Genomic DNA, 19274 nt, shown 5'->3' with positions numbered 1-19274 from the left:
TCTGATCCGGGTACGCCGCACCACCGCTGGGAAAGGTTCCCCGGGAGTCCCTGTCACCCCTGCGAGGCGCATGGGGAACAATGGTCGGGTGACCAGGCCCGCCTCCACCCGTGCCGCCCGCCTCGACCAGGTCTGCGCCGCCGCCGTCGAGGTGGCCCGCGCCGGCATCACCGAGGTGGATGCCGACGATGTCGGCGACCACCTGCAGGTCGTGGCCGAGGGTGATCGGCTGGTCACCCACTACTTCGAATGTCGCCTCGCCGGCTACAACGGCTGGCGGTGGGCGGTCACCGTCACCCGGGTGCCGCGCAGCAAGACGGTGACCATCTGCGAGACGGTGTTGCTGCCCGGCCCGGACGCGCTGCTCGCGCCCGGTTGGCTGCCCTGGCAGGAGCGGCTCAAGCCGGGTGACCTGGGTCCGGGTGACCTGCTCCCGACCTCGCCCGACGACGATCGACTGGTCCCCGGTTACCTGCTCTCCGACGACCCGGCGGTCGAGGAGACGGCGTGGGAGCTGGGCCTCGGGCGCGCCCGCGTGCTCTCCCGGGAGGGCCGCATCGACACGGCGCAGCGCTGGTACGAAGGTGACCACGGCCCCGCCGCGGCCATCTCGACCGCCGCACCGTCCGCCGCCCGCTGCGGCACCTGCGGCTTCTACCTGCCCCTGGCCGGGGCGATGCGGCAGGCCTTCGGGGCGTGCGGCAACTTCTACGCCCCGGACGACGGCCGGGTGGTGAGCGCCGATCACGGGTGCGGCGCGCACTCCGAGACGTTGATCGAGGCGGCCGAGACCGCTGTCGACGAGCTGCCCACGGTGTACGACGACAGCGCGGTGGAGGCCATGTCGGTCAGCCGGGCTCCGGGCTCGGTGGAGGCGACTGAGCCGGCGGAGCCGTACGGGCACTCCTGATCGTCCGCGCCGGAGTGCGCCGGCGCGGCCAGCTCACTTCGCGCGGCGGCGGCGTCTGTTGGCGTCGTGCCGCATCATCACGGCGAGGCCCGGGAAACCCCACAGGAAACCGGCGAGGCAGGTCCAGAGCCAGTTCTGGTGACCGTGGTCGGTCAGCCAGCCCCGGAAGAAGATCAGCAGGACCAGCCCGGCCACCGCCCACGCGATCAACCCGGCGAGGGCGAACGGCACCATCGGCGGATCCAGTGGTGCGGGCCGCGGTGGCTGCTCGTTCGGCATTCGGCAAGCGTACGGGATCTACTTCCCCTGCCCACCGACGATCTGGGACGATGCGCGCGACAACTGGAAGATCACCTGCGAGGACCTGATGGCCGTAGCGCCGCCCGAGAACGGCACACCTCCCAACCCCGCTCATCCGCGTAACGGCTTCGACCGTTTCTTCGAGATCTCCGCCCGTGGCTCGACGTTGAGCCGTGAGGTACGCGGTGGCCTGGCGACCTTCTTCACGATGGCGTACATCGTGGTGCTCAACCCGCTGATCCTGGGCGGCGCCGTCGACGGTGACGGCAAGAGCCTCCCGATTCCCGCGCTGGCTGCCGCGACCGCGCTGGTCGCCGGCCTGATGACCATCCTGATGGGTGTGGTCGGCCGGTTCCCGCTGGCGCTCGCCGCCGGTCTGGGTGTGAACGCCCTGGTGGCGTACGAGATCGCCCCCGAGATGACCTGGGCCGACGCGATGGGCCTGGTGGTGATCGAGGGTCTGATCATCGCGGTGCTGGTGCTGACCGGTCTGCGGACCGCGGTGTTCCGCTCGGTGCCCACCCAGATGAAGAGCGCCATCGGCGTCGGCATCGGTCTGTTCCTGACCATCATCGGCCTGGTGGACGCCGGCTTCGTCCGGCGCATTCCGGATGATGCCAACACCACCGTTCCGGTCGGCCTGGGCATCGGCGGCAAGCTGGTGAGCTGGCCGATGCTGGTCTTCGTGGTGGGCCTGCTGATCACGCTGGTGCTGGTCGTCCGTCGGGTGAAGGGCGCGATCCTGATCGGCATCCTCGCCTCGACGGTGCTCGCGGTGATCGTGGAGGCGATCGGCAACATCGGCCCGTCGTTCGTCAACGGTCAGCCCAATCCGAAGGGCTGGTCGCTGAACGTGCCGGAGCTGCCGAAGTCGGTGCTCGACCTGCCGGACCTGTCGCTGCTCGGCAAGTTCAACGTGCTGGACTCGTGGGGCCGGGCCGGTTGGCTGGTCGTGCTGATGTTCATCTTCACGCTGTTGATCACGGACTTCTTCGACACCATGGGCACGATGGTCGCGGTCGGCCAGGAGGGCGGCCTGCTCGACGAGCAGGGCACCCCGCCGAAGGCCAAGGAGATCCTGCTGGTCGACTCGATCGCGGCGGCGGCCGGCGGTGCGGCCAGCACCTCCAGCAACACGTCGTACATCGAGAGCGCCGCCGGTGTCGCGGAGGGTGCCCGGACCGGCGTGGCCAACCTGGTCACCGGCGCGCTCTTCCTGCTCGCGATGTTCCTGGCACCGCTGGTCGTGATCGTGCCGTTCGAGGCGGCGTCGACGGCCCTGGTGGTGGTCGGGTTCCTGATGATGACCGCGGTGCGGACGATCGACTGGTCCGACTACGAGATCGCCATTCCGGCGTTCCTCACCATCGTGCTGATGCCGTTCACCTACTCGATCTCCAATGGGATCGGCGCTGGTCTGATCACCTTCGTCGTGGTCAAGCTGGCCCGGGGCAAGGCCCGGGAGATCCACCCGTTGCTGTACGGGGTGGCCGCGCTGTTCGTGCTGTACTTCCTGCGTGGGCCGATCGAGTCCCTGGTGCTCTGAGGCACGTCCGGGCGGGGAGTCGATCAAGATTCCCCGCCCGTACCATCTGAATCCCCTCGTGAGCCTGGTCATAACGGATGTCGTTAGCCAGGCTCATTAGTTAAGCTAACTACTGTGACGGAGCGGACGGTGACGGCGGAACGCGTGCCACCGGCGCAGCTGGCTCCCCAGCTGCGTGATGCGATCACCCGACTCAACCGACGGGTCCGACAGGCCCGACCGGTCGGCGACCTCACGGTCACCCAGGTCTCCGCGCTCACCAGCCTGCGGCTGGCGGGCGCGATGACACCCCGTGAGCTGGCCGACGTGGAGCGGGTGCAGCCGCCGACGATGACCAAGATCGTCGGGAAGTTGGAGGACCGCGGCCTCGTGCGGCGGACACCCCATCCGACCGACGGGCGGCAGGTCATCCTCGCGGCGACCGAAGGAGGGCAGGCCGTGCTCGACCAGTTCGAGCGGGCCCGCGACGAGTGGCTGGCCCACCGGCTGGCCGCACTCGACGAGGACGAACGGGAGACCCTGCAGAGGGCCGCCGAGATTCTTCAGCAGCTCGCTCGCGCCTGAGCCGCACCCGCGCCACCGGGTCCGTGCCGTCACGTGTCGATGACGCGTACGTCCGGAGGAGGCGCACCAAGAGTGCAGGCGAAGCTGAGCACGATGTTCCAGTCCCTACAGGTCCGCAACTACCGCCTCTTCGCATCCGGGCAGCTGATCAAGTTGATCGGCGTCTGGATGATGTTCATCGCCCAGGACTGGCTCGTCCTCGAGCTCTCCAACAACTCGGCGACCGCTCTCGGCGTGGTCACCGCCTGCCAGTTCACCCCGGTGCTCCTGCTCACCCTGCTCTCCGGCCGGCTCGCCGACCGGTACGACAAGCGGGTGCTGCTCTTCGCCGCCAACGCCTTCTGGAGCCTGCTGGCGCTCGGCATGGCGGTGCTGGTCCTCACCGACCTGGTGCAGCTCTGGCACGTCTTCGCCTTCGCCGCGCTGCTCGGCACGGCCAACGCGGTGGAGACCCCGGTCCGGCAGGCGTTCGTCTCCGAACTGGTCGGCACGCCGCTGCTGCCCAACGCGCTGTCGCTGAACGCCGCCGTGTTCAACTCCGCCCGGATCGTCGGCCCGGCCGTCGCCGGCCTGGCCATCGCCGCGTTCGACGTGGGCCCCGTCTTCCTCTTCACCGCCCTCAGCTCGGTCGCGCCCCTGGTCAACGTGGTCCGGATGCGTACGACCGAACTGCACCGCGACGCGCTGCTGCCCCGCGACGAGCGGGCGTCCGCCCGGGTCGTCGACGGGCTGCGGTACGTGTGGCGGCGCCCCGACCTGCTGCTGCCGATGGCGATCATGTCGGTGATCGGCATGTCGCTGTTCAACTTCCAGCTCACCCTGGCCGCGTTGGCGAAGACGGTCTTCCACACCGGTGCCGCGTCCTTCGGCCTGTTCAGCACGGCGCTGGCCGTCGGCGCGCTCGGCGGCGCGCTCAGTGGCACCGGTCGGCGTAGCCGCCCGTCGGTGTGGCTGGTGCTCGGCGCGGCGATCGCCTGCGCCAGCTTCGGCACCCTGGTCGGCCTCTCCACGGCGTACTGGCTGGTCGTGGCGCTGCTGGTGCCGACCGGCTTCTGCATGGTCTTCTTCGCCCAGGCCGCCAACCAGCGGATCCAGATGGGCGTCGACGCGGCCTTCCGGGGACGGGTGATGGCCCTGTGGGTGCTGGTGTTCCTGGGCACCAACCCGGTCGGCGCGCCGCTGATCGGCTGGGTGGCGGAGCACTACGGTGCCGGTGCCAGCATCTGGATGGGCGGGCTCATCTCGCTGGCCGCCGCGGTGATCGCCCTCACCTGGCAGCTGCGCCACTCCGGTGCCCGGCTGCGTTTCCGGGTGCTGCCGATGCCCCGTTTCTACGTCACCTCCACCGACTGCTGAGGTTTACCACTGGCGCCGGCCGCGTCCGGTTGCGCGGATCGCGCGGATGCGGCCAAACCGCTGGCGGGGTGGCACGGTGGGGCTTAGCGTCGATACGTGGGAGTCGGACGCGCGCTGATGCTGGCCCTGGCGTTCCTCGCCGTGGCCACGTTGCCGGCGGCATTCGCCCTGATCTTCTGCTATGACGAGATCGTCGACCGGGTGGTCTGCGGCTGGTCCGAGTGGCGTGACCGCCGACGGGAGAAGCGCACGATCGCCCGTCTCGACCGTGCCATCGAGGCCGACGCGCTGACCCGGAACATCGACCTCAGCGAGTTCGACCGCGTCGACCGCCGACCGCTGGAGCAGCTCGCCGCCGACCTGCGCCGCCTGGGCGGTCAGCGGATCGGCGGCGGCGGTCGATCGATGGTCTGGCACAGCGCGCTGTGCCAGGCGTACGACGACCGGCTTCGTCTCGCCTGTCGCGCTCTCGGCATCGTCGAACACCTCGCCGAACTGGAGGGCGTCGATCAGGAGATCGAGCGGGTCCGGGTGGAGGGCGTACTGCACGCCGCCGGGCTGGCCCTTCCGGCGGCCCGGGCCGGGCTTCGGCAGCGGCACCGCTGAGCGGCCGCACGCAGTGCGACTCTTCGTCGCGCTCCGCCCGTCCATCCAGGCGGTCAATCACCTCGGCGTCCAGGTCGCCCGTCTGCGCGTCGCGGCGGCGACCGCCGCGGGCGTCAACGTCCGGCTCGCCGACCCGGCCGACCTGCACCTCACACTGGCGTTCCTCGGCGCCGTCGAGTCTGACCGGCTGGTCGATGTGGAGAGTGCGCTCGGCTTGGCCGCCGAGCGGTTCGGCGACGGCCGGGACGCCGCACCCCGGTTGAGGCTCGGCGGCGGTGGCCGGTTCGGCCGGGGCCGAACCACAGTGTTGTGGGTGGACCTGCGCGGGGAGATCGAGGCGTTGCACGTGCTGGCCGGGCTGATCCGGTCCCGGCTGAGCCACGGCCGGCTGCCCTGCGACGAGAAGCCGTTTCGGCCGCACCTGACCGTCGCCCGGCCCGGTGACCGGATGGACCCGGCCGATGTCGAGGCCGACCGGGCCAGCCTGGACGGGTACGAAGGGCCATCGTGGCCGGCGTCGGAGCTGCTGCTGGTGCGCAGCCACCTCGGCGGCGGCCGAGCTCGCTACGAGCGGATTGCCGCCTGGTCGCTGTGACCCGGCGGCGCGGGGCTGGCCGCGGTGGCAGGCCTGCTGCGGAGAACCTCGCGGGCCTGTTCGGCGGCGCGGGTGATGCTCTCGCTGATGAAGTCGAGGAAGCGGGCGATGTTCTCCAGTCGGGCGGCGGCGGGGGTGTGCGCGCCGAGGAGAGCGACACCCTGGCGTGCGATAGCGACGAGATGGTCGTTGGCCCGAGCACTGGCGACAGTCGCCTGGTAGAAGAGGTCGTCGTCGACGACGTAGCGGTCGCGGCGGCGTTCGTCGCGTTCGCGGCGGACGAGGCTCTGGCTCTCCAGGAAGGTGATCGCCTTGGAGATCGACGCCGGGCTGACCTGGAGGCGCCGGGCGAGCTCGGACGCGCTGAGGCTGCCCGAGTCGGTGAGGAACAGGTTGGTCAACACTCGGGCCCCCATCTTGTTCAGACCGGAGGACATGAGGACGGTGGTGAACGCCTCCTCGTAGTCGGCCACGGCCTGGGCGTCGCCTCCGTCCGGTCGGGGGGCCGCCTCGGCGCCACGGGAAGGGGCGGGCCTGCGCCGGTGGGCGCGGCGCTCGGTCGCGTGGTGGGCCAGGTCGGCGCGGTAGCCGGTGGGGCCGCCGTTGCGCATCACCTCACGCGTGACCGTCGAGGTGGGACGGTCGAGGCGTCGGGCGATCTCGGCGTAGGGAAGGCTGTCGGCCAGCCCCAGCGCGATCTGCTGGCGTTCCTGCTGGGTGAGCCTGCCTCCCGGCATCGCGATCTCCCTCGTGGTCCCGTAGGGCGCGGCCCTCGACTCCGCCACCATAGCGTTAACTCCCAAGCCAATGCAACGCAGCCGTCCACGACGTTGCATTAGGTTCAGGCCCGTTGCAACAATTTCATGGCTCTGAACAGCTAATACACCCCTACTATGCAACAAGGGTGTTGCAAAAAATGGAAAGCAACGTAGCGTTTCCCACATCGGAAACAACCGCCGACCTGGGAGAGCACGATGCAGACGTTCGACACAACCGCCCCCATCTCCGCCGTCCTGGACATCCCCGCCGGACGCATCCAGCTCATCGCCGCGGACCGCGCCGACACCACCGTCGAGATCCTCCCGGCCGACCCCGCCAAGAGCAGCGACACGAGGGCCGCCGAGCAGACCACCGTCGCCTACGCCGACGGCGTCCTGCGAATCACGACCGCACGTCCCATCAACAAGCTCTTCGGCCCCTCCGGCTCCCTGGAGGTCACCATCCGGGTGCCCGCCGACTCCCACGTCCAGGGCAGGGCCGCCAGCGCCGAGCTTCGGGGCGTCGGCCGCCTCGGCGACGTCGCCTTCGACGGGGCGTACCGGGAAATCAAGATTGACGAGGCCGCGAGTGTTCGCCTCACCGCGATCGACGGCGACGTCGAGGTCGGCCGGCTCAACGGCCCCGCCGAGATCAGCACCGCCCGGGGCGACATCAGGATCGCCGAGGCCATGCGCGGCACTGTCGTCCTCCGTACCCAGTCCGGCGACATCTCGGTCGCGGCGGCTGCCGGCATCTCGGCCACTCTGGACGCCGGCACCGGCCACGGCCGCGTCAGCAACGCCCTCAAGAACGACGGCACCGTCGAGCTCGACATCCACGCCAGCACCCTGCAGGGCGACATCAACGCCCGCAGCCTCTGAAAGGACGAATCGAGATGACGAACAACAGCATGTCCTCGACCAGTTCGGCGTGGACCGGCATGGTGCCGGTCGACGACACGGCGCTGGCCGTCACCGACACCGGCGGCCCCGGCATCCCCGTGGTCTACCTCAACGGCCAGTTCGCCACCCAGGGCTACTGGCGGCGGGTCATCGCCGAGCTGGGCACCGAATTCCGGCACATCACCTACGACGAGCGGGCTCGCGGCAGAAAGTCGAAGCGCTCAGCCGACTACTCGTTCGAAGCGGCCGTCCGGGACGTCGACGCCGTACTCGCCGCCCGGGGGGTGGCCCGGGCGGTGCTGGTGGGCTGGTCCTACGGAGCGGTGGTCGGGGCGCACTGGGCCAACCGGAACCCGGAGCGTGCCCTGGGCGCGGTCCTGGTCGACGGCGCGTTCCCGCACGACTGGCTCGACGAGGCCATGGCGCAACGGATCCGCAAGATGTTCCGACGGATGAACCTGTTCATGCCGCTGCTCCGCCCGACCGGCCTGACCCCACGGATGAACGCCGACCAGATGGCGGACAGCAACATCGAACTCGGCGAACTCTCCCGCGAGCGGGAACTGGGCCCGGTGCTGGACGCCATCAGCGTCCCGGTGCGGTACGTGGTCGCCTCGGGAACGTCCCTCGGCAGTCGCGGGGACGAACAGGAGCAGATCCGCACCAGCCTCGACGGGGTGACCGCCCGCAACCCGCACATCACCATCGGGGCGAAGGTCGCCAGTAACCACGGTGCGATCCTCAAGAAGGACTTCCGCGCCGTCGCCGAGGCCGTACGCGGGGTCGCCGCCCCTCATCGCGAAGGCGCCGGAGACGTTCGGTGAGGTCCGAACGCTCGCGTTGACGGGTGACAGTGCGTCACCCGTCAACGCGAAGCGTCAGGAAGATTCGCGGGCGGCCGGGCCGCTGCCGAAGAGCACGTCGTCCCAGCTCGGCAGCCGCTTGCGGGGCTTGCCGTTGGCGTCGGTGGACTCGCCGCCGCCGGCGGCCGCCGCGGCGCCCGTCCGGCGCGGCCGCAGCACCGCCAGCGACGGCACGGCCGGCACCTCCTTGGGTGCGTCCGAGTCGTCGTCGAAGGCCGAGCCCTGGCCACCGCCGAGCAGCGCGGCGGCACCCCCACCGACCGGTCGCTGCCGGGGCGCGTCCGAACCGGCCAGGGCAGCCGGGGTACGCGGCTCCAGCCCGCGACCCGACGAGGCGCCGAGCGGGCGGTCCAGGGAGGCGAGCAGGGCGTCACGGCCGGCCCGGATCGGATCACGGCCAGGGCGCGGGTGCTCGGACGCCGCCGGCAACCCGTGCCCGCCACGACTCGGCTCACCACGCGACGGACCAGGCAGGGCGTGCCCGCCCCGCTCCGGTGCCGGCTCCTGGCCGAGGATCGGCGTGGGGCGCTCGGCGCACAGGTACTGCGCCATGTCGTCGTGCGGGGCGACCGACTGCCGGGTCTTGTCGAGATCCCAGATGGCCTGCGCGGTGGCCTTGCCCGACGGCCAGGTGGCGATGATCCGCCAGGTGCCGTCGTCACGCCGGTACGCGTCCCAGGAGATCTTCTCGGTGTCGATGCCGTGCTGGCTCAGCCGACCGTTGACCACCTCGGCGAGCGGGGTGGGCTTCTCCGCGCCCTTGAGGCGGGTGCGGCGGGCGTGCTGGGCGAGCATCGCCCGCTCCTGCAACACCGGGCCGGCGTAGCGCAGCACCCGGTCGACCGGCACCCCGGCGATCCGGGCGACATCCTCCGCGGACTCACCGGAGCGGATGCGGGCCTGAATGTCCCGAGGAGACAGTGACGGAACCGGGTCGGCCGCCGTCGGCGCCACCGCGAGCGGCGGCGCACCGGGCTCGGCGTGCAGCGCACCGGAGATCCGTTCGTCGATCGGCAGGGCGAGCAGCCGCCCAACCTCGTCGGCGAGAACCAGGGCATGGCCGTCCTCGGAGAGGGCGACGAAGCGTACTGGGCGCATAGCGTTGCCTCCGTCCCGCTTCGCTGGCCGCACGCCACGAGTCGGCCACCCAGGCGTCTCGGACCACCGTACGCGCATCTGCCTCGGGGTGGGGGAAGCGACACCCCGCATGTCGTGACTGAGCTGCGGCGATGATCACGGTCGGTGTCCGTGGAGGCCCCAACGGACACCGACCGTGACGAACGTCAGAGTCGCTCGACCACGTAGTCGATGGACGCGGTGAGCGCCTCGACATCGGCCGGCTCGACGGCCGGGAACAGCGCCACCCGCAGCTGGTTGCGACCGAGCTTGCGGTAGGGCTCAGTGTCCACGATGCCGTTGGCGCGCAGCGCCTTGGCGATAGCCGTGGCGTCGACCCCGTCGGCGAAGTCGATGGTGGCGACCACGTTGGAGCGCAGCGCAGGGTCGGTGACGAACGGGGTGGCAACGCTGGACCGCTCGGCCCAGCCGTAGACCGCGGCGGCGCTCTCGGCGGTGCGCTTCGCCGCCCAGGACAGGCCTCCCTGCGCGTTCATCCAGTCGGTCTGCTCGGCGGCCAGGAAGATGGTGGCCAGCGCCGGGGTGTTGTAGGTCTGCTCCAGCCGCGAGTTGTCGATCGCGGTGACCAGGTCGAGGAAGGCGGGGATGTAGCGCCCGGACGCCTTGATCTCGGCGGCCCGGTCCAGTGCGGCCGGGGACATCAGAGCCAGCCAGAGCCCGCCGTCGGAGCCGAAGCACTTCTGCGGGGCGAAGTAGTAGACGTCGGTCTCACCGACGTTGACCTCCAGGCCACCCGCGCCGGAGGTCGCGTCGACCAGCAGCAGCGCGCCCTCGTCGGCACCGGCCACCCGGCTGATCGGGACTGCCACGCCGGTCGAGGTCTCGTTCTGCGGCGTCGCGTACGCGTCCACGCCGGCCTCGGCGACCAGGGCCGGCGCGCTGCCCGCGTCGGCCTTGCGGACGGTCGGCTCACCGAGGAACGGGGCGTCCTTGACCGACTTGGCGAACTTGGCACCGAACTCGCCGAAGCTGGCGAACTGGGCCCGGTCGCGAATCAGGCCGAAGGTGGCGACCTCCCAGAACGCGGTGGTGCCACCGTTGCCGATCACGACCTCGTAGCCCTCGGGCAGCGAGAAGAACTCGGCGATGCCGGAGCGCAGCCGGGCCACCTGGTCACGGACCGTCTTCTGCCGGTGCGAGGTGCCGAGGTAGGTGGTCGCGACCTCGGCGAGAGCGGACACCGCCGCCGGGCGGACCTTGGACGGGCCGCAGCCGAAGCGTCCATCGGCGGGCTTGATCTCATCGGGAATCCGGATGATCGGTGCGTCAGCCACGGTCTTGAAGATCCTTCCGCAAGGGCGAGGGTGGGCCCGGCGACACTGCCGGCCCTCATCCTCGCACCCGGGCCGGACGGCGATGGGCGGGGTCCCGGCGGTCGGTCTGAGTCCTTCGCCACAGTCGGCTCCGGTGGCCGACGACAATGGCCACCCTTCGACGCGCGGCGACGACAAGGGGCCCCTCCTCGACGTCCGGTCGAGGAGGGGCCCCTTGCCTACCGGCTCAGACGCCGTGCGGGATGGCCGCCCAGCCCTCGACGTCGGACGGCTTGCGGGTCTCCGGGCCCATGTAGCGGGCGGACGGGCGGACCAGCCGCTGCAGGCGCTTCTGCTCCAGGATGTGCGCGCTCCAGCCGCCCATCCGTGCGCAGGTGAACATCGAGGTGAACATGTGCGCCGGCACCTCGGCGAAGTCCAGCACCACGGCCGACCAGAACTCGACGTTGGTGGCCAGCACCCGGTCCGGACGGCGGGCCTGAAGCTCGGCGAGGGCGGCCTTCTCCAGCGCCTCGGCGATCTCGAAGCGCGGCGCGCCCAGCTCCTTGGCCGTACGCCGGAGCACTCGGGCGCGCGGGTCCTCGGCACGGTAGACGCGGTGGCCGAAGCCCATCAACCGCTCGCCGCGGTCGAGCACGCCCTTGACGTAGCCCTCGGCGTCGCCGCTGCGCTCCACCGCCTCCAGCATGCTGAGCACCCGGGACGGGGCGCCGCCGTGCAGCGGGCCGGAGAGGGCGCCGATGCCGGACGAGATGCAGGCAGCCGCGTCCGCCCCGGTGGAGGCGACGATGCGAGCGGTGAAGGTGGACGCGTTCAGGCCGTGCTCGGCGGCCGAGATGAAGTACGCGTCGACGGCCTTGACGTGCCGCGGGTCGGGCTCGCCGCGCCAGCGCTTCATGAACCGCTCGACGATGGTCTGCGCCTTGTCGATCTCCTTCTGCGGCACCGCCGGCAGGCCGAGGCCGCGAGCGGACTGGGCGACGAAGGAGAGCGCGGTCACCGAGACCCGGGCGAGATCCTCACGGGCCTGCTCGTCGGAGATGTCCAGCAGTTGGTTGAGACCCCAGTACGGGGCCAGCATGGCGACCGCGGACTGCACGTCGACGCGGATGTCACCGGAGTGCACCGGCACCGGGAACGGCTCCGCCGGCGGCAGGCCCGGCCCGAACCGGCCGTCGACCAGCAGTGCCCACACGTTGCCGAACGACACCTGGCCGATCAGATCCTCGATGTCGACGCCGCGATAGCGCAGCGCGCCGCCCTCACGGTCAGGTTCGGCGATCTCGGTCTCGAAGGCGACGACGCCCTCCAGCCCGGGTTTGAAATCGGCCATGTCGCTCTCCTGGATCTGGTCGGTGCGCCCCTTCGCTCATCCGGCCCGATCGGCCGAGCGCCTTAGGCGACCCTCAGGGATGTGTTCGCAACATACTGCCTGCTGAGTAAGGGATACGCGACCCGCTGCGACTGTGCTGCACGCGACATCCCCGGACGCGCATTCTCCGTCCGGCTCAGTGAGACTGGGCAGGGCGGGCTGGTCAGCGCGGGAGGGTGCTGGCGGGGCCCGCGAGAAGGAGTGGGGACGTGACGGGTGACACACCCGCCCCGGCCGCGATGCGTAACGAGTACGCCGCGGACCTGGGCCTGACCGAGGCTGACCTGGCCGCCGACTGGCACACCCAGTTCGACAGCTGGTTCGCCGACGCGGTGGCCTTCGGGCTACCCGAACCGAACGCCATGGTGGTGGGCACCGCCGACTCGGCCGGCCGGCCGAGCGGGCGGACGGTGCTGCTGAAGGGGTACGACCCGGAGGGCTTCGTCTTCTTCACCAACCACCTGTCGCGCAAGGGCGTCGAGGCGAGCACCAACCCGTACGCCAGCCTGGTCTTTCCGTGGTTTCCCATGCAGCGTCAGGTGGTGGTCGCCGGACGGGTCGCGCACGTCGACCGCGCCACGAGCGAGGCGTACTTCGCCAGCCGGCCGCGCGGCTCCCAACTGGGTGCCTGGGCCAGCCCTCAGTCCCAGGTGGTGTCGGGTCGGGCGGCGCTGGAGCAGCGGTACCAGGAGGCGGCCGAGCGGTTCGCCGACCAGGCCGAGATCTCGACTCCGTCGCACTGGGGCGGGCTGCGGGTCCAACCCGAGTCGGTGGAGTTCTGGCAGGGCCGGGCCGGCCGGCTGCACGACCGGCTCCGCTTCCGTCGCCTCGACGAGGGTGGCTGGATCGTCGAGCGGTTGGCGCCGTGACGGGTGTGCGGGAGACCCGGCCGCGCGAAGCGCGCCGCTGGGCGATCGACGTACGTCCGCTGCGGGTTCCGGCGTACCGCCGGCTCTGGCTCGGCAACACAGTGGCGATGTTCGGCTTCCAGTTCACCGCCGTCGCGGTGCCGGTGGAGATGTACGCCCTGACCCGGGACTCGTTCTGGGTGGGCCTGCTGGGCGTGGCCGCCTTCGTACCGTTGCTGATCTTCGGGCTCTGGGGTGGTGCGGTCGCCGACGCCCGCGACCGGCGTGCGGTGCTGCTCGGCGGCTCATTGTTGCTCTGGGCATCCACTCTCGGGCTGCTGCTCCAGGCGGTGCTGGACGTGGGCAGCCCGGTGCTGCTGCTGGCGTTGATGGCACTGCAGTCGGTGGCGTTCGCGATCAGCTCGCCGGCCCGCAGCGCCATGCTGCCCCGGCTGGTGCCGGAAGACCTGGTGGCGTCCGCCACCACGCTGAACTACACGACCTTCACCGCCGCCTCGGTCGCCGGCCCGCTCGCCGCCGGTCTGATCCTCTCCGCCTCGCCGGACACCACTGTGGTCCTGCCCATCGCCTACGGGCTGGACGCGGTGCTGTTCACCGCGATGCTCTGGGCCGCGCTGCGGCTGCCCTCGCTCCCGCCCGAGCCCACCGCCGACGGTCAGGCCCGGCGTGCCGGTCTGGCCAGCGTCGTCGACGGGTTCCGCTACCTGGCCACCACCCCGGTCCTGCTGCTCTCCTTCGGGGTGGACCTGATCGCGATGATCCTCGCCATGCCACGGGCCCTCTTCCCGGAGATCGCGCACGAGCGCTTCGGCGGCGGCGGCGCGGTCGGTCTGCTCTACAGCGCCATCGCGATCGGTTCGATGATCGGTGGGTTGACCTCCGGCTGGATCGGCCGGCTCCGCCGCCAGGGGCTCGGCCTCGTGCTCGCGGTGGTCGGCTGGGGCCTGGCGATCGCCGCGGCCGGGTTGGCCCACCAGCTCTGGCTGATGGTCGTGCTGCTCGCCGTGGCCGGCGCCGCCGACCTGATCAGCGCGGTGCTGCGTCAGTCGATGCTGCTGGTCTACGCACCGGACCGGATGCGCGGCCGACTCCAGGGCGTGAACACGGTAGTGGTGGCGGGTGGCCCACGTCTGGGTGATCTGCGCGCCGGCACCATGGCCGCCGGGTTCGGCGGCGGGGTCGCCTGGGTGGCCGGTGGGCTCGCCTCCGCGGTGCTCGTGGTGGTGCTCGCGGTCGCGTTCCCGGCGCTGCTGCGCTACCGGGCGGCGACGGCGTCGAGCGACAACCGGACCTGACCGGTTAGGGTCGCCGGCATGGAAAGCCCCGATCCGCGCCCGTTCTCCGGCGCCCAGTGGACCATCTCCGCCGCCGGCCACGAGGCCGTCATCGTGGAGGTCGGCGGTGGGCTCCGGACGTACCGGCACGACGGTGTCGACCTGCTCGACGGGTACCAGACCGACGAGGTCTGCCCCGGTTGCACCGGGCAGGTGCTGGCACCCTGGCCGAACCGGATCCGCGATGGTCGCTACTCGTTCGACGGGCGGACGCACCAGCTCGCACTGACCGAGCCGGAGCGGCACGTGGCCATCCACGGGCTGGTCAACTGGGTGCCGTGGCAGTTGCTGGAGCAGTCGACGGACGCCGTGACGGTCGGCTACGACCTGCCGCCGCAGCCCGGCTACCCGTGGCCGCTGCGGCTGCGCAGCCGGTGGAGCGTCGACGCGGACGGGCTGCGCGCCGAGCACGAGGTGACCAACATCGGCGGAGAGCTGGCCCCGTTCGGCTTCTCCGTGCACCCGTACCTGCAACTGCCGGGCGTCGCGGTGGACGACCTGCTGCTGCGGCTACCCACCCGGAGCCGGGTGCTGGTGGACGGTCGGCTGCTGCCGGTCGGGGTCACCCCGGTGGCCGGCACCGAGTACGACTGGACCAGCCCCCGCCGGATCGGCGCGGCCGTGCTGGACTCCTGCTTCGGCGAGGTGATCCGGGACGCCGACGGCGGTTCGTCGGTGAGCCTCGCCGCGCCGGACGGTTCGGCCGGGGTGAGCATCTGGGCGGACGCCGAGTTCGGCTGGTGGCAGGTGTTCACCGGGGACGCCCTCACCGGCGAGCGGCACCGTCGCTCGGTGGCGGTCGAGCCGATGACCTGCCCACCGGACGCGTTCCGGTCGGGCAAGGACCTGCTCACCCTCAAGCCCGGCACGAGCTGGCGAGGTGCCTGGGGCATCCGCCCCGGAGCCTGATGGAGTTCGCCGAGGTCGTCCGCCGACGGCGGATGGTGCGCAACTACGACCCGGACCGCCCGGTCCCGCCCGACGTGGTGGACCGGTTGCTCGACCACGCGGTCCGCGCGCCGTCGGCCGGCTTCGCCCAGGGCTGGGGTTTCCTGGTGTTGGAGGAGCCGGCCGATCGGGACCGGTTCTGGGCCGCCACCACCCCCGACGGGGGTGGGCGGGAGCGCTGGCTCGCTGGCATGCGCCGGGCACCCCTGATCGTGGTGCCGCACGCCAACGAGTCGGCCTACCTGCGGCGGTACGCGGAGCCGGACAAGGGCTGGACGGATCAGTCCACGGACCGCTGGCCGGTGCCGTACTGGCACGTGGACGCCGGATTCGCGGCGTTGCTGATGCTGCTCACCGCGGTGGACGAGGGGCTGGGGGCGTGCTTCTTCGGCATTCCGCCGCAGCGGCTCGCCGCCTACCGGGACGCGTTCGGCGTGCCGGCGGAGTACCAACCCATCGGTGCCGTCACAATCGGTTACCGTGCGGCTGACCATCGGTCACCATCGTTGCGCCGTGGACGTCGTCCGATGGACGAGGTCGTGCGGCGCGGCCGGTGGAACTGACGCTGACGTCCTGTTCGTCCGGTTGAGGATCGGACGAGCGATAGCGAAACTGACATCAGGGAGCAGAACGTAGCGTGCGCTGGGCGGCTAGGCTGGCACGGTCATCGGTGCCGCGCCGCGCGGTGCCCGCCGCGGCCCGGCTCGGCGCCGTCGGTCGGCCCGGCCACGGGGAGGGGAGCGTGCCGTCGTGATCTTCAGAGCGGTCCGGGACGGGCGTCCCTATCCGGAGCACAATCTGACGCTCAAGCAGTGGGCGGAGATCCCGCCGAGGCCACTGCGCCTGGATCAGATGATCACCACCAAGCGCGAGTTGGCGCTGGACAAGCTCCTCGCCGAGGATTCCACCTTCTACGGTGACCTCTTCCCGCACGTCGTGCAGTGGAACGGCGGGCTCTACCTGGAGGACGGGCTGCACCGGGCGCTGCGCGCCGCCCTCCAGCAGCGCAACCAGATCCACGCGCGGGTGCTGGTGCTCTCCGAGCCCATCGAGTGACGAGCCCTTCTTTCCCGCGCTGAACCTTCGTTAGGGTGGCGTCCATGACCGCTGTGCTGGACCTGCTCGACCTGGACCCGTCGCTCAGCGAGGAGGAGCGGCAGATCCGCGACGTCGTCCGCCAACTCGTCGACGACCGGGTGCGACCCCACGTCGCCGACTGGTACGAGGACGGCAAGGTGCCCGCCCGGGAGCTGGCCCGCGAGTTCGGCAAGCTCGGCCTGCTCGGCATGCACCTGACCGGCTACGGCTGCGCCGGCGCCTCCGCTGTCGCCTACGGGCTGGCCTGCCAGGAGCTGGAAGCCGGCGACTCCGGCCTCCGCTCCCTGGTCTCCGTGCAGGGATCGCTCGCCATGTACGCCATCTGGCGCTACGGCAGCGAGGAGCAGAAGCAACGGTGGCTGCCGTCGATGGCCACCGGTGAGGCGATCGGCTGCTTCGGCCTGACCGAGCCGGACCACGGCTCCGACCCCGCCTCGATGGCCACCCGGGCCCGCCGCGACGGCGACGACTGGGTGCTCACCGGCGGGAAGATGTGGATCACCAACGCCCCGATCGCGGACGTCGCGGTGATCTGGGCGCGCACCGACGAGGGCGTACGGGGTTTCGCCGTACCCATGGACACTCCCGGCGTCACGGCCCGGGAGATCCGCCGCAAGATGTCACTGCGCGCGTCGGTGACCGGCGAGATCGTGCTCGACGACGTCCGGCTCCCGGCCGACGCCCAACTGCCCGAGGCGGTCGGGCTCAAGGCGCCGCTGAGCTGCCTCACCGAGGCCCGCTACGGCATCGTCTGGGGCGCGGTCGGCGCGGCCCGCGACTGCCTGGAGACCACCCTGGCGTACGCGAGCAGCCGCACCCAGTTCGGTCGCCCACTGGCCGGCTTTCAGCTCACCCAGGCGAAGCTCGCCGACATGGCCGTCGAGTTGGTGAAGGGGCAACTGCTCGCACTGCACCTGGGCCGGCTCGCCGACGCCCGGCGGCTGCGACCCGAGCAGGTCAGCGTGGGCAAGCTGAACAACGTGCGGGAGGCCCTGGCCATCGCCCGGCAGTGCCGCACCATCCTCGGCGCCAACGGCGTCTCCGGTGAGTACCCGGTGATGCGGCACGCCAACAACCTGGAGAGCGTGCTGACGTACGAGGGCACCTCCGAGATCCACCAACTGGTCATCGGGCAGCGGCTCACCGGGCTCTCCGCGTTCGCCTGACCTGCTCGTTTGTCGCTTCCTGGCGCTCGCCGCGCGACTGTCGTATCGGGGCCGTACCGTCATTGACAGACGACGTGTCTGACGAGGACGGTGAGCGTGATGGCCCGCGACGCTGGCAGCAACGAGCCCACGAGGGAGTTCCCCGGTTACCCGACCGGTGACGATCTCAAGGCGCGGTCGACCGCGACACCCGACTGGACCACGGATACGCCGGGGGGCCCCGGCGAGCCGGCCGGTCCCGGTGGACCTGCTGGCCCTGGCGGGCCTGGAGGCCCGGGCGGTCCCGGTGGCCCGACGAGCGGTGGCGACGGCCCTGGCGGTGGCGGTGGGGCGGCCCGAGGTCTGCTCCTGCTGCTCGGCGCCGCCGCGCTGGCCGTGGTCGTGCTGCTCGGCATTCAGGCCACCGGCATCCTGCCGGAGTTCCGCAACCCGTTCGCCAAGGAGCAGACCGACCGCAGTCAGCCGCCACTGCTGAAGTCGATCCAGGACCTCAGCCGCTACGTGGCCGCGGAAGGCAACTTCCAGGTCGTTGTCGACACGCAGAACGACCGGCGCAACGTTCCAGACTTCCTGCTCAACGAGCGCACCCTGTTCGTCGGGGCCGGCAGCGTCGAGGCGTACGTCGACTTCACCAAGATCGGTGAGGGGGCCGTCGTCCAGTCCGCCGACGGCAAGTCCGTCGAGATCAAGCTGCCCGCGCCGCAGCTCGGTGAGACCAACCTCGACATGGAGAAGAGCTACGTCTTCGCCGAGCAGCGCGGTCTGCTCAACCGACTCGGTGACCTGGTCGGCAACGACCCCAACCGGCAGCAGCAGGTCTACCAGCTCGCCGAGGACCGGATCACCGCCGCCGCCCGGGACAGCGGGCTCTCGGCCCGAGCCGAGGAGAACACCCGCAAGATGCTGGAGGGGCTGCTCCGCTCCCTCGGCTACCAGCAGATCACTGTCACCTACATAGCCCCCTGACCTGCCCTCCGTACGCCGAAGCGCCCGCCCCGACTCTCGTCGGAGCGGGCGCCTCCGTGTGGTGCCCCGCGCGGGGGGCCTGCGGCCCCAAGCCGCTCCCTGGCCACCAGCCTGCCGGATCTGAGATGCCGGGTGTGAGGCCGCGTTACGAGCAATCTTGGACAGTTTCCGTCAGCGCGCGACGGAAACTGTCCAAGATCTACTTACGTGCGGTGTGCGGGGCGAGATCAGTGGCCGGTGGACGCCAGGTAGCGGTCCTCGTTCGGCATCAGCACCCACAGGATCAGGTAGACGATCACCTGCGTGCCGGGCAGCAGCAGCGACAGCAGGAACAGCAGCCGGACCATTCCGGCCGACATGCCGAACCGCCGTCCGAGGCCGGCGCAGACACCGGCGATCATGCGCCCCTCGCGGGGCCGGACCAGTTTGCGACTCATCGTCGTACTCCCACTCTGCGGCGGTGCGCCGCGTCTGCAATCCACGGTAGAAAGGGATGGCCACCTCGCCCTCGGTCCCGAGGAGGAGCGGCGACCCGTGGACCCGTAGGTGCTTTACCCGGGCAGCACCCCGCTGACGCCTCCCCGAGCCGCCCCTCGCCCGCCGTCCGCCACCCCCGCCCGCCCGCCCGCGCCCGCGCCCGCCCGCCCGCGCCCGCGCCCGCCCGCCCGCGCCCGCGCCCGCCCGCCCGCGCCCGCGCCCGCCCGCCCGC

General features: G+C 71.2%; 21 protein-coding genes. 15 read left to right on the top strand and 6 right to left on the bottom strand.

Going from position 1 to position 19274, the window contains the following annotated elements:
• The first annotated feature begins 70 nt into the window (after positions 1 to 70).
• The gene (locus tag ABTW72_RS04055; protein WP_350854047.1) at positions 71 to 910 is read left to right on the top strand and encodes a DUF3027 domain-containing protein; all 840 of its coding nucleotides are present in this window, start codon (positions 71 to 73) and stop codon (positions 908 to 910) included.
• A gap of 33 nt (positions 911 to 943) precedes the next feature.
• Here the strand turns inward: ABTW72_RS04055 and ABTW72_RS04050 are convergent, their stop codons facing one another.
• On the bottom strand, positions 944 to 1189 hold the full coding sequence (locus ABTW72_RS04050; protein WP_350854044.1) for a DUF2530 domain-containing protein: 246 nt from the start codon (positions 1187 to 1189) through the stop codon (positions 944 to 946).
• 88 nt (positions 1190 to 1277) lie between these two features.
• On the opposite strand from ABTW72_RS04050, the gene ABTW72_RS04045 reads away from it, so the two are divergent.
• The 5 genes from ABTW72_RS04045 to thpR all read left to right on the top strand — a co-directional run bounded on the left by ABTW72_RS04045 (position 1278) and on the right by thpR (position 5877).
• Positions 1278 to 2756, top strand: a complete 1479-nt coding sequence (locus ABTW72_RS04045; RefSeq protein ID WP_350854041.1) for an NCS2 family permease — start codon at positions 1278 to 1280, stop codon at positions 2754 to 2756.
• Positions 2757 to 2870: 114 nt separating this feature from the next.
• Positions 2871 to 3320 (top strand): MarR family winged helix-turn-helix transcriptional regulator, encoded by a 450-nt coding sequence (locus ABTW72_RS04040; protein WP_030486369.1) that lies wholly within the window; start codon positions 2871 to 2873, stop codon positions 3318 to 3320.
• Positions 3321 to 3392: 72 nt separating this feature from the next.
• Positions 3393 to 4676 carry an MFS transporter gene (locus ABTW72_RS04035; protein ID WP_350854038.1) on the top strand — a complete coding sequence of 428 codons (1284 nt, stop codon included), beginning with the start codon at positions 3393 to 3395 and terminating at the stop codon, positions 4674 to 4676.
• Positions 4677 to 4772: 96 nt separating this feature from the next.
• The gene (locus ABTW72_RS04030; protein WP_350854036.1) at positions 4773 to 5282 is read left to right on the top strand and encodes a hypothetical protein; all 510 of its coding nucleotides are present in this window, start codon (positions 4773 to 4775) and stop codon (positions 5280 to 5282) included.
• A 13-nt stretch (positions 5283 to 5295) separates the two neighbouring features.
• The gene (thpR, locus tag ABTW72_RS04025; RefSeq protein ID WP_350854033.1) at positions 5296 to 5877 is read left to right on the top strand and encodes an RNA 2',3'-cyclic phosphodiesterase; all 582 of its coding nucleotides are present in this window, start codon (positions 5296 to 5298) and stop codon (positions 5875 to 5877) included.
• Here thpR and ABTW72_RS04020 read toward each other — a convergent pair.
• A complete protein-coding gene (locus ABTW72_RS04020) occupies positions 5847 to 6614 on the bottom strand; it encodes a GbsR/MarR family transcriptional regulator (protein ID WP_350854031.1) in 768 nt (255 codons plus the stop codon). The two genes, thpR and ABTW72_RS04020, sit on opposite strands and share 31 nt — an antisense overlap.
• A 237-nt stretch (positions 6615 to 6851) precedes the next feature.
• On the opposite strand from ABTW72_RS04020, the gene ABTW72_RS04015 reads away from it, so the two are divergent.
• On the top strand, positions 6852 to 7517 hold the full coding sequence (locus ABTW72_RS04015; protein WP_350854028.1) for a DUF4097 family beta strand repeat-containing protein: 666 nt from the start codon (positions 6852 to 6854) through the stop codon (positions 7515 to 7517).
• Between the two features lie 14 nt (positions 7518 to 7531).
• On the top strand, positions 7532 to 8362 hold the full coding sequence (locus ABTW72_RS04010; protein ID WP_350854025.1) for an alpha/beta fold hydrolase: 831 nt from the start codon (positions 7532 to 7534) through the stop codon (positions 8360 to 8362).
• Between the two features lie 54 nt (positions 8363 to 8416).
• On the opposite strand, the gene sepH is transcribed toward ABTW72_RS04010, so the two are convergent.
• The 3 genes from sepH to ABTW72_RS03995 all read right to left on the bottom strand — a co-directional run bounded on the left by sepH (position 8417) and on the right by ABTW72_RS03995 (position 12145).
• Positions 8417 to 9499, bottom strand: a complete 1083-nt coding sequence (gene sepH, locus ABTW72_RS04005) for a septation protein SepH (protein WP_350854022.1) — start codon at positions 9497 to 9499, stop codon at positions 8417 to 8419.
• Between the two features lie 185 nt (positions 9500 to 9684).
• Positions 9685 to 10812, bottom strand: coding sequence for a phosphoserine transaminase (gene serC / locus ABTW72_RS04000; RefSeq protein WP_350854019.1), 1128 nt, complete (start codon positions 10810 to 10812; stop codon positions 9685 to 9687).
• A 226-nt stretch (positions 10813 to 11038) separates the two neighbouring features.
• Positions 11039 to 12145: a citrate synthase 2 gene (locus ABTW72_RS03995; RefSeq protein ID WP_091395245.1), complete on the bottom strand. Its 1107-nt coding sequence runs from the start codon at positions 12143 to 12145 to the stop codon at positions 11039 to 11041.
• Positions 12146 to 12423: 278 nt separating this feature from the next.
• Here ABTW72_RS03995 and pdxH point away from each other — a divergent pair, with 278 nt between their 5' ends.
• The 7 genes from pdxH (at position 12424) to ABTW72_RS03960 (ending at position 18565) form a co-directional block, all read left to right on the top strand.
• Positions 12424 to 13053, top strand: a complete 630-nt coding sequence (gene pdxH, locus ABTW72_RS03990; RefSeq protein ID WP_350855372.1) for a pyridoxamine 5'-phosphate oxidase — start codon at positions 12424 to 12426, stop codon at positions 13051 to 13053.
• Positions 13050 to 14348 (top strand): MFS transporter, encoded by a 1299-nt coding sequence (locus ABTW72_RS03985; protein WP_350854016.1) that lies wholly within the window; start codon positions 13050 to 13052, stop codon positions 14346 to 14348. Before pdxH ends, ABTW72_RS03985 begins: the two co-directional genes overlap by 4 nt.
• Before the next feature lie 18 nt (positions 14349 to 14366).
• Positions 14367 to 15296, top strand: coding sequence for an aldose 1-epimerase family protein (locus ABTW72_RS03980; RefSeq protein ID WP_350854013.1), 930 nt, complete (start codon positions 14367 to 14369; stop codon positions 15294 to 15296).
• On the top strand, positions 15296 to 15898 hold the full coding sequence (locus ABTW72_RS03975) for a nitroreductase family protein (RefSeq protein WP_112621560.1): 603 nt from the start codon (positions 15296 to 15298) through the stop codon (positions 15896 to 15898). The genes ABTW72_RS03980 and ABTW72_RS03975 overlap by 1 nt, the downstream gene beginning before the upstream one ends.
• A 187-nt stretch (positions 15899 to 16085) precedes the next feature.
• Positions 16086 to 16391 (top strand): type II toxin-antitoxin system VapB family antitoxin, encoded by a 306-nt coding sequence (locus ABTW72_RS03970; RefSeq protein WP_030329612.1) that lies wholly within the window; start codon positions 16086 to 16088, stop codon positions 16389 to 16391.
• Between the two features lie 44 nt (positions 16392 to 16435).
• The gene (locus ABTW72_RS03965; RefSeq protein ID WP_350854008.1) at positions 16436 to 17599 is read left to right on the top strand and encodes an acyl-CoA dehydrogenase family protein; all 1164 of its coding nucleotides are present in this window, start codon (positions 16436 to 16438) and stop codon (positions 17597 to 17599) included.
• A 99-nt stretch (positions 17600 to 17698) separates the two neighbouring features.
• Positions 17699 to 18565, top strand: a complete 867-nt coding sequence (locus ABTW72_RS03960; protein ID WP_350854005.1) for a DUF4230 domain-containing protein — start codon at positions 17699 to 17701, stop codon at positions 18563 to 18565.
• A gap of 227 nt (positions 18566 to 18792) precedes the next feature.
• On the opposite strand, the gene ABTW72_RS03955 is transcribed toward ABTW72_RS03960, so the two are convergent.
• A complete protein-coding gene (locus tag ABTW72_RS03955) occupies positions 18793 to 19002 on the bottom strand; it encodes a PspC domain-containing protein (protein ID WP_030486383.1) in 210 nt (69 codons plus the stop codon).
• Positions 19003 to 19274 lie beyond the last annotated feature (272 nt).

Origin of the sequence: Micromonospora sp. NPDC127501 (genome assembly GCF_040302185.1) — a bacterium.
Classification (GTDB): domain Bacteria; phylum Actinomycetota; class Actinomycetes; order Mycobacteriales; family Micromonosporaceae; genus Micromonospora.
Note: the sequence above shows the minus strand (reverse complement) of the source record. Positions and strands in the feature narration are given on the sequence as shown.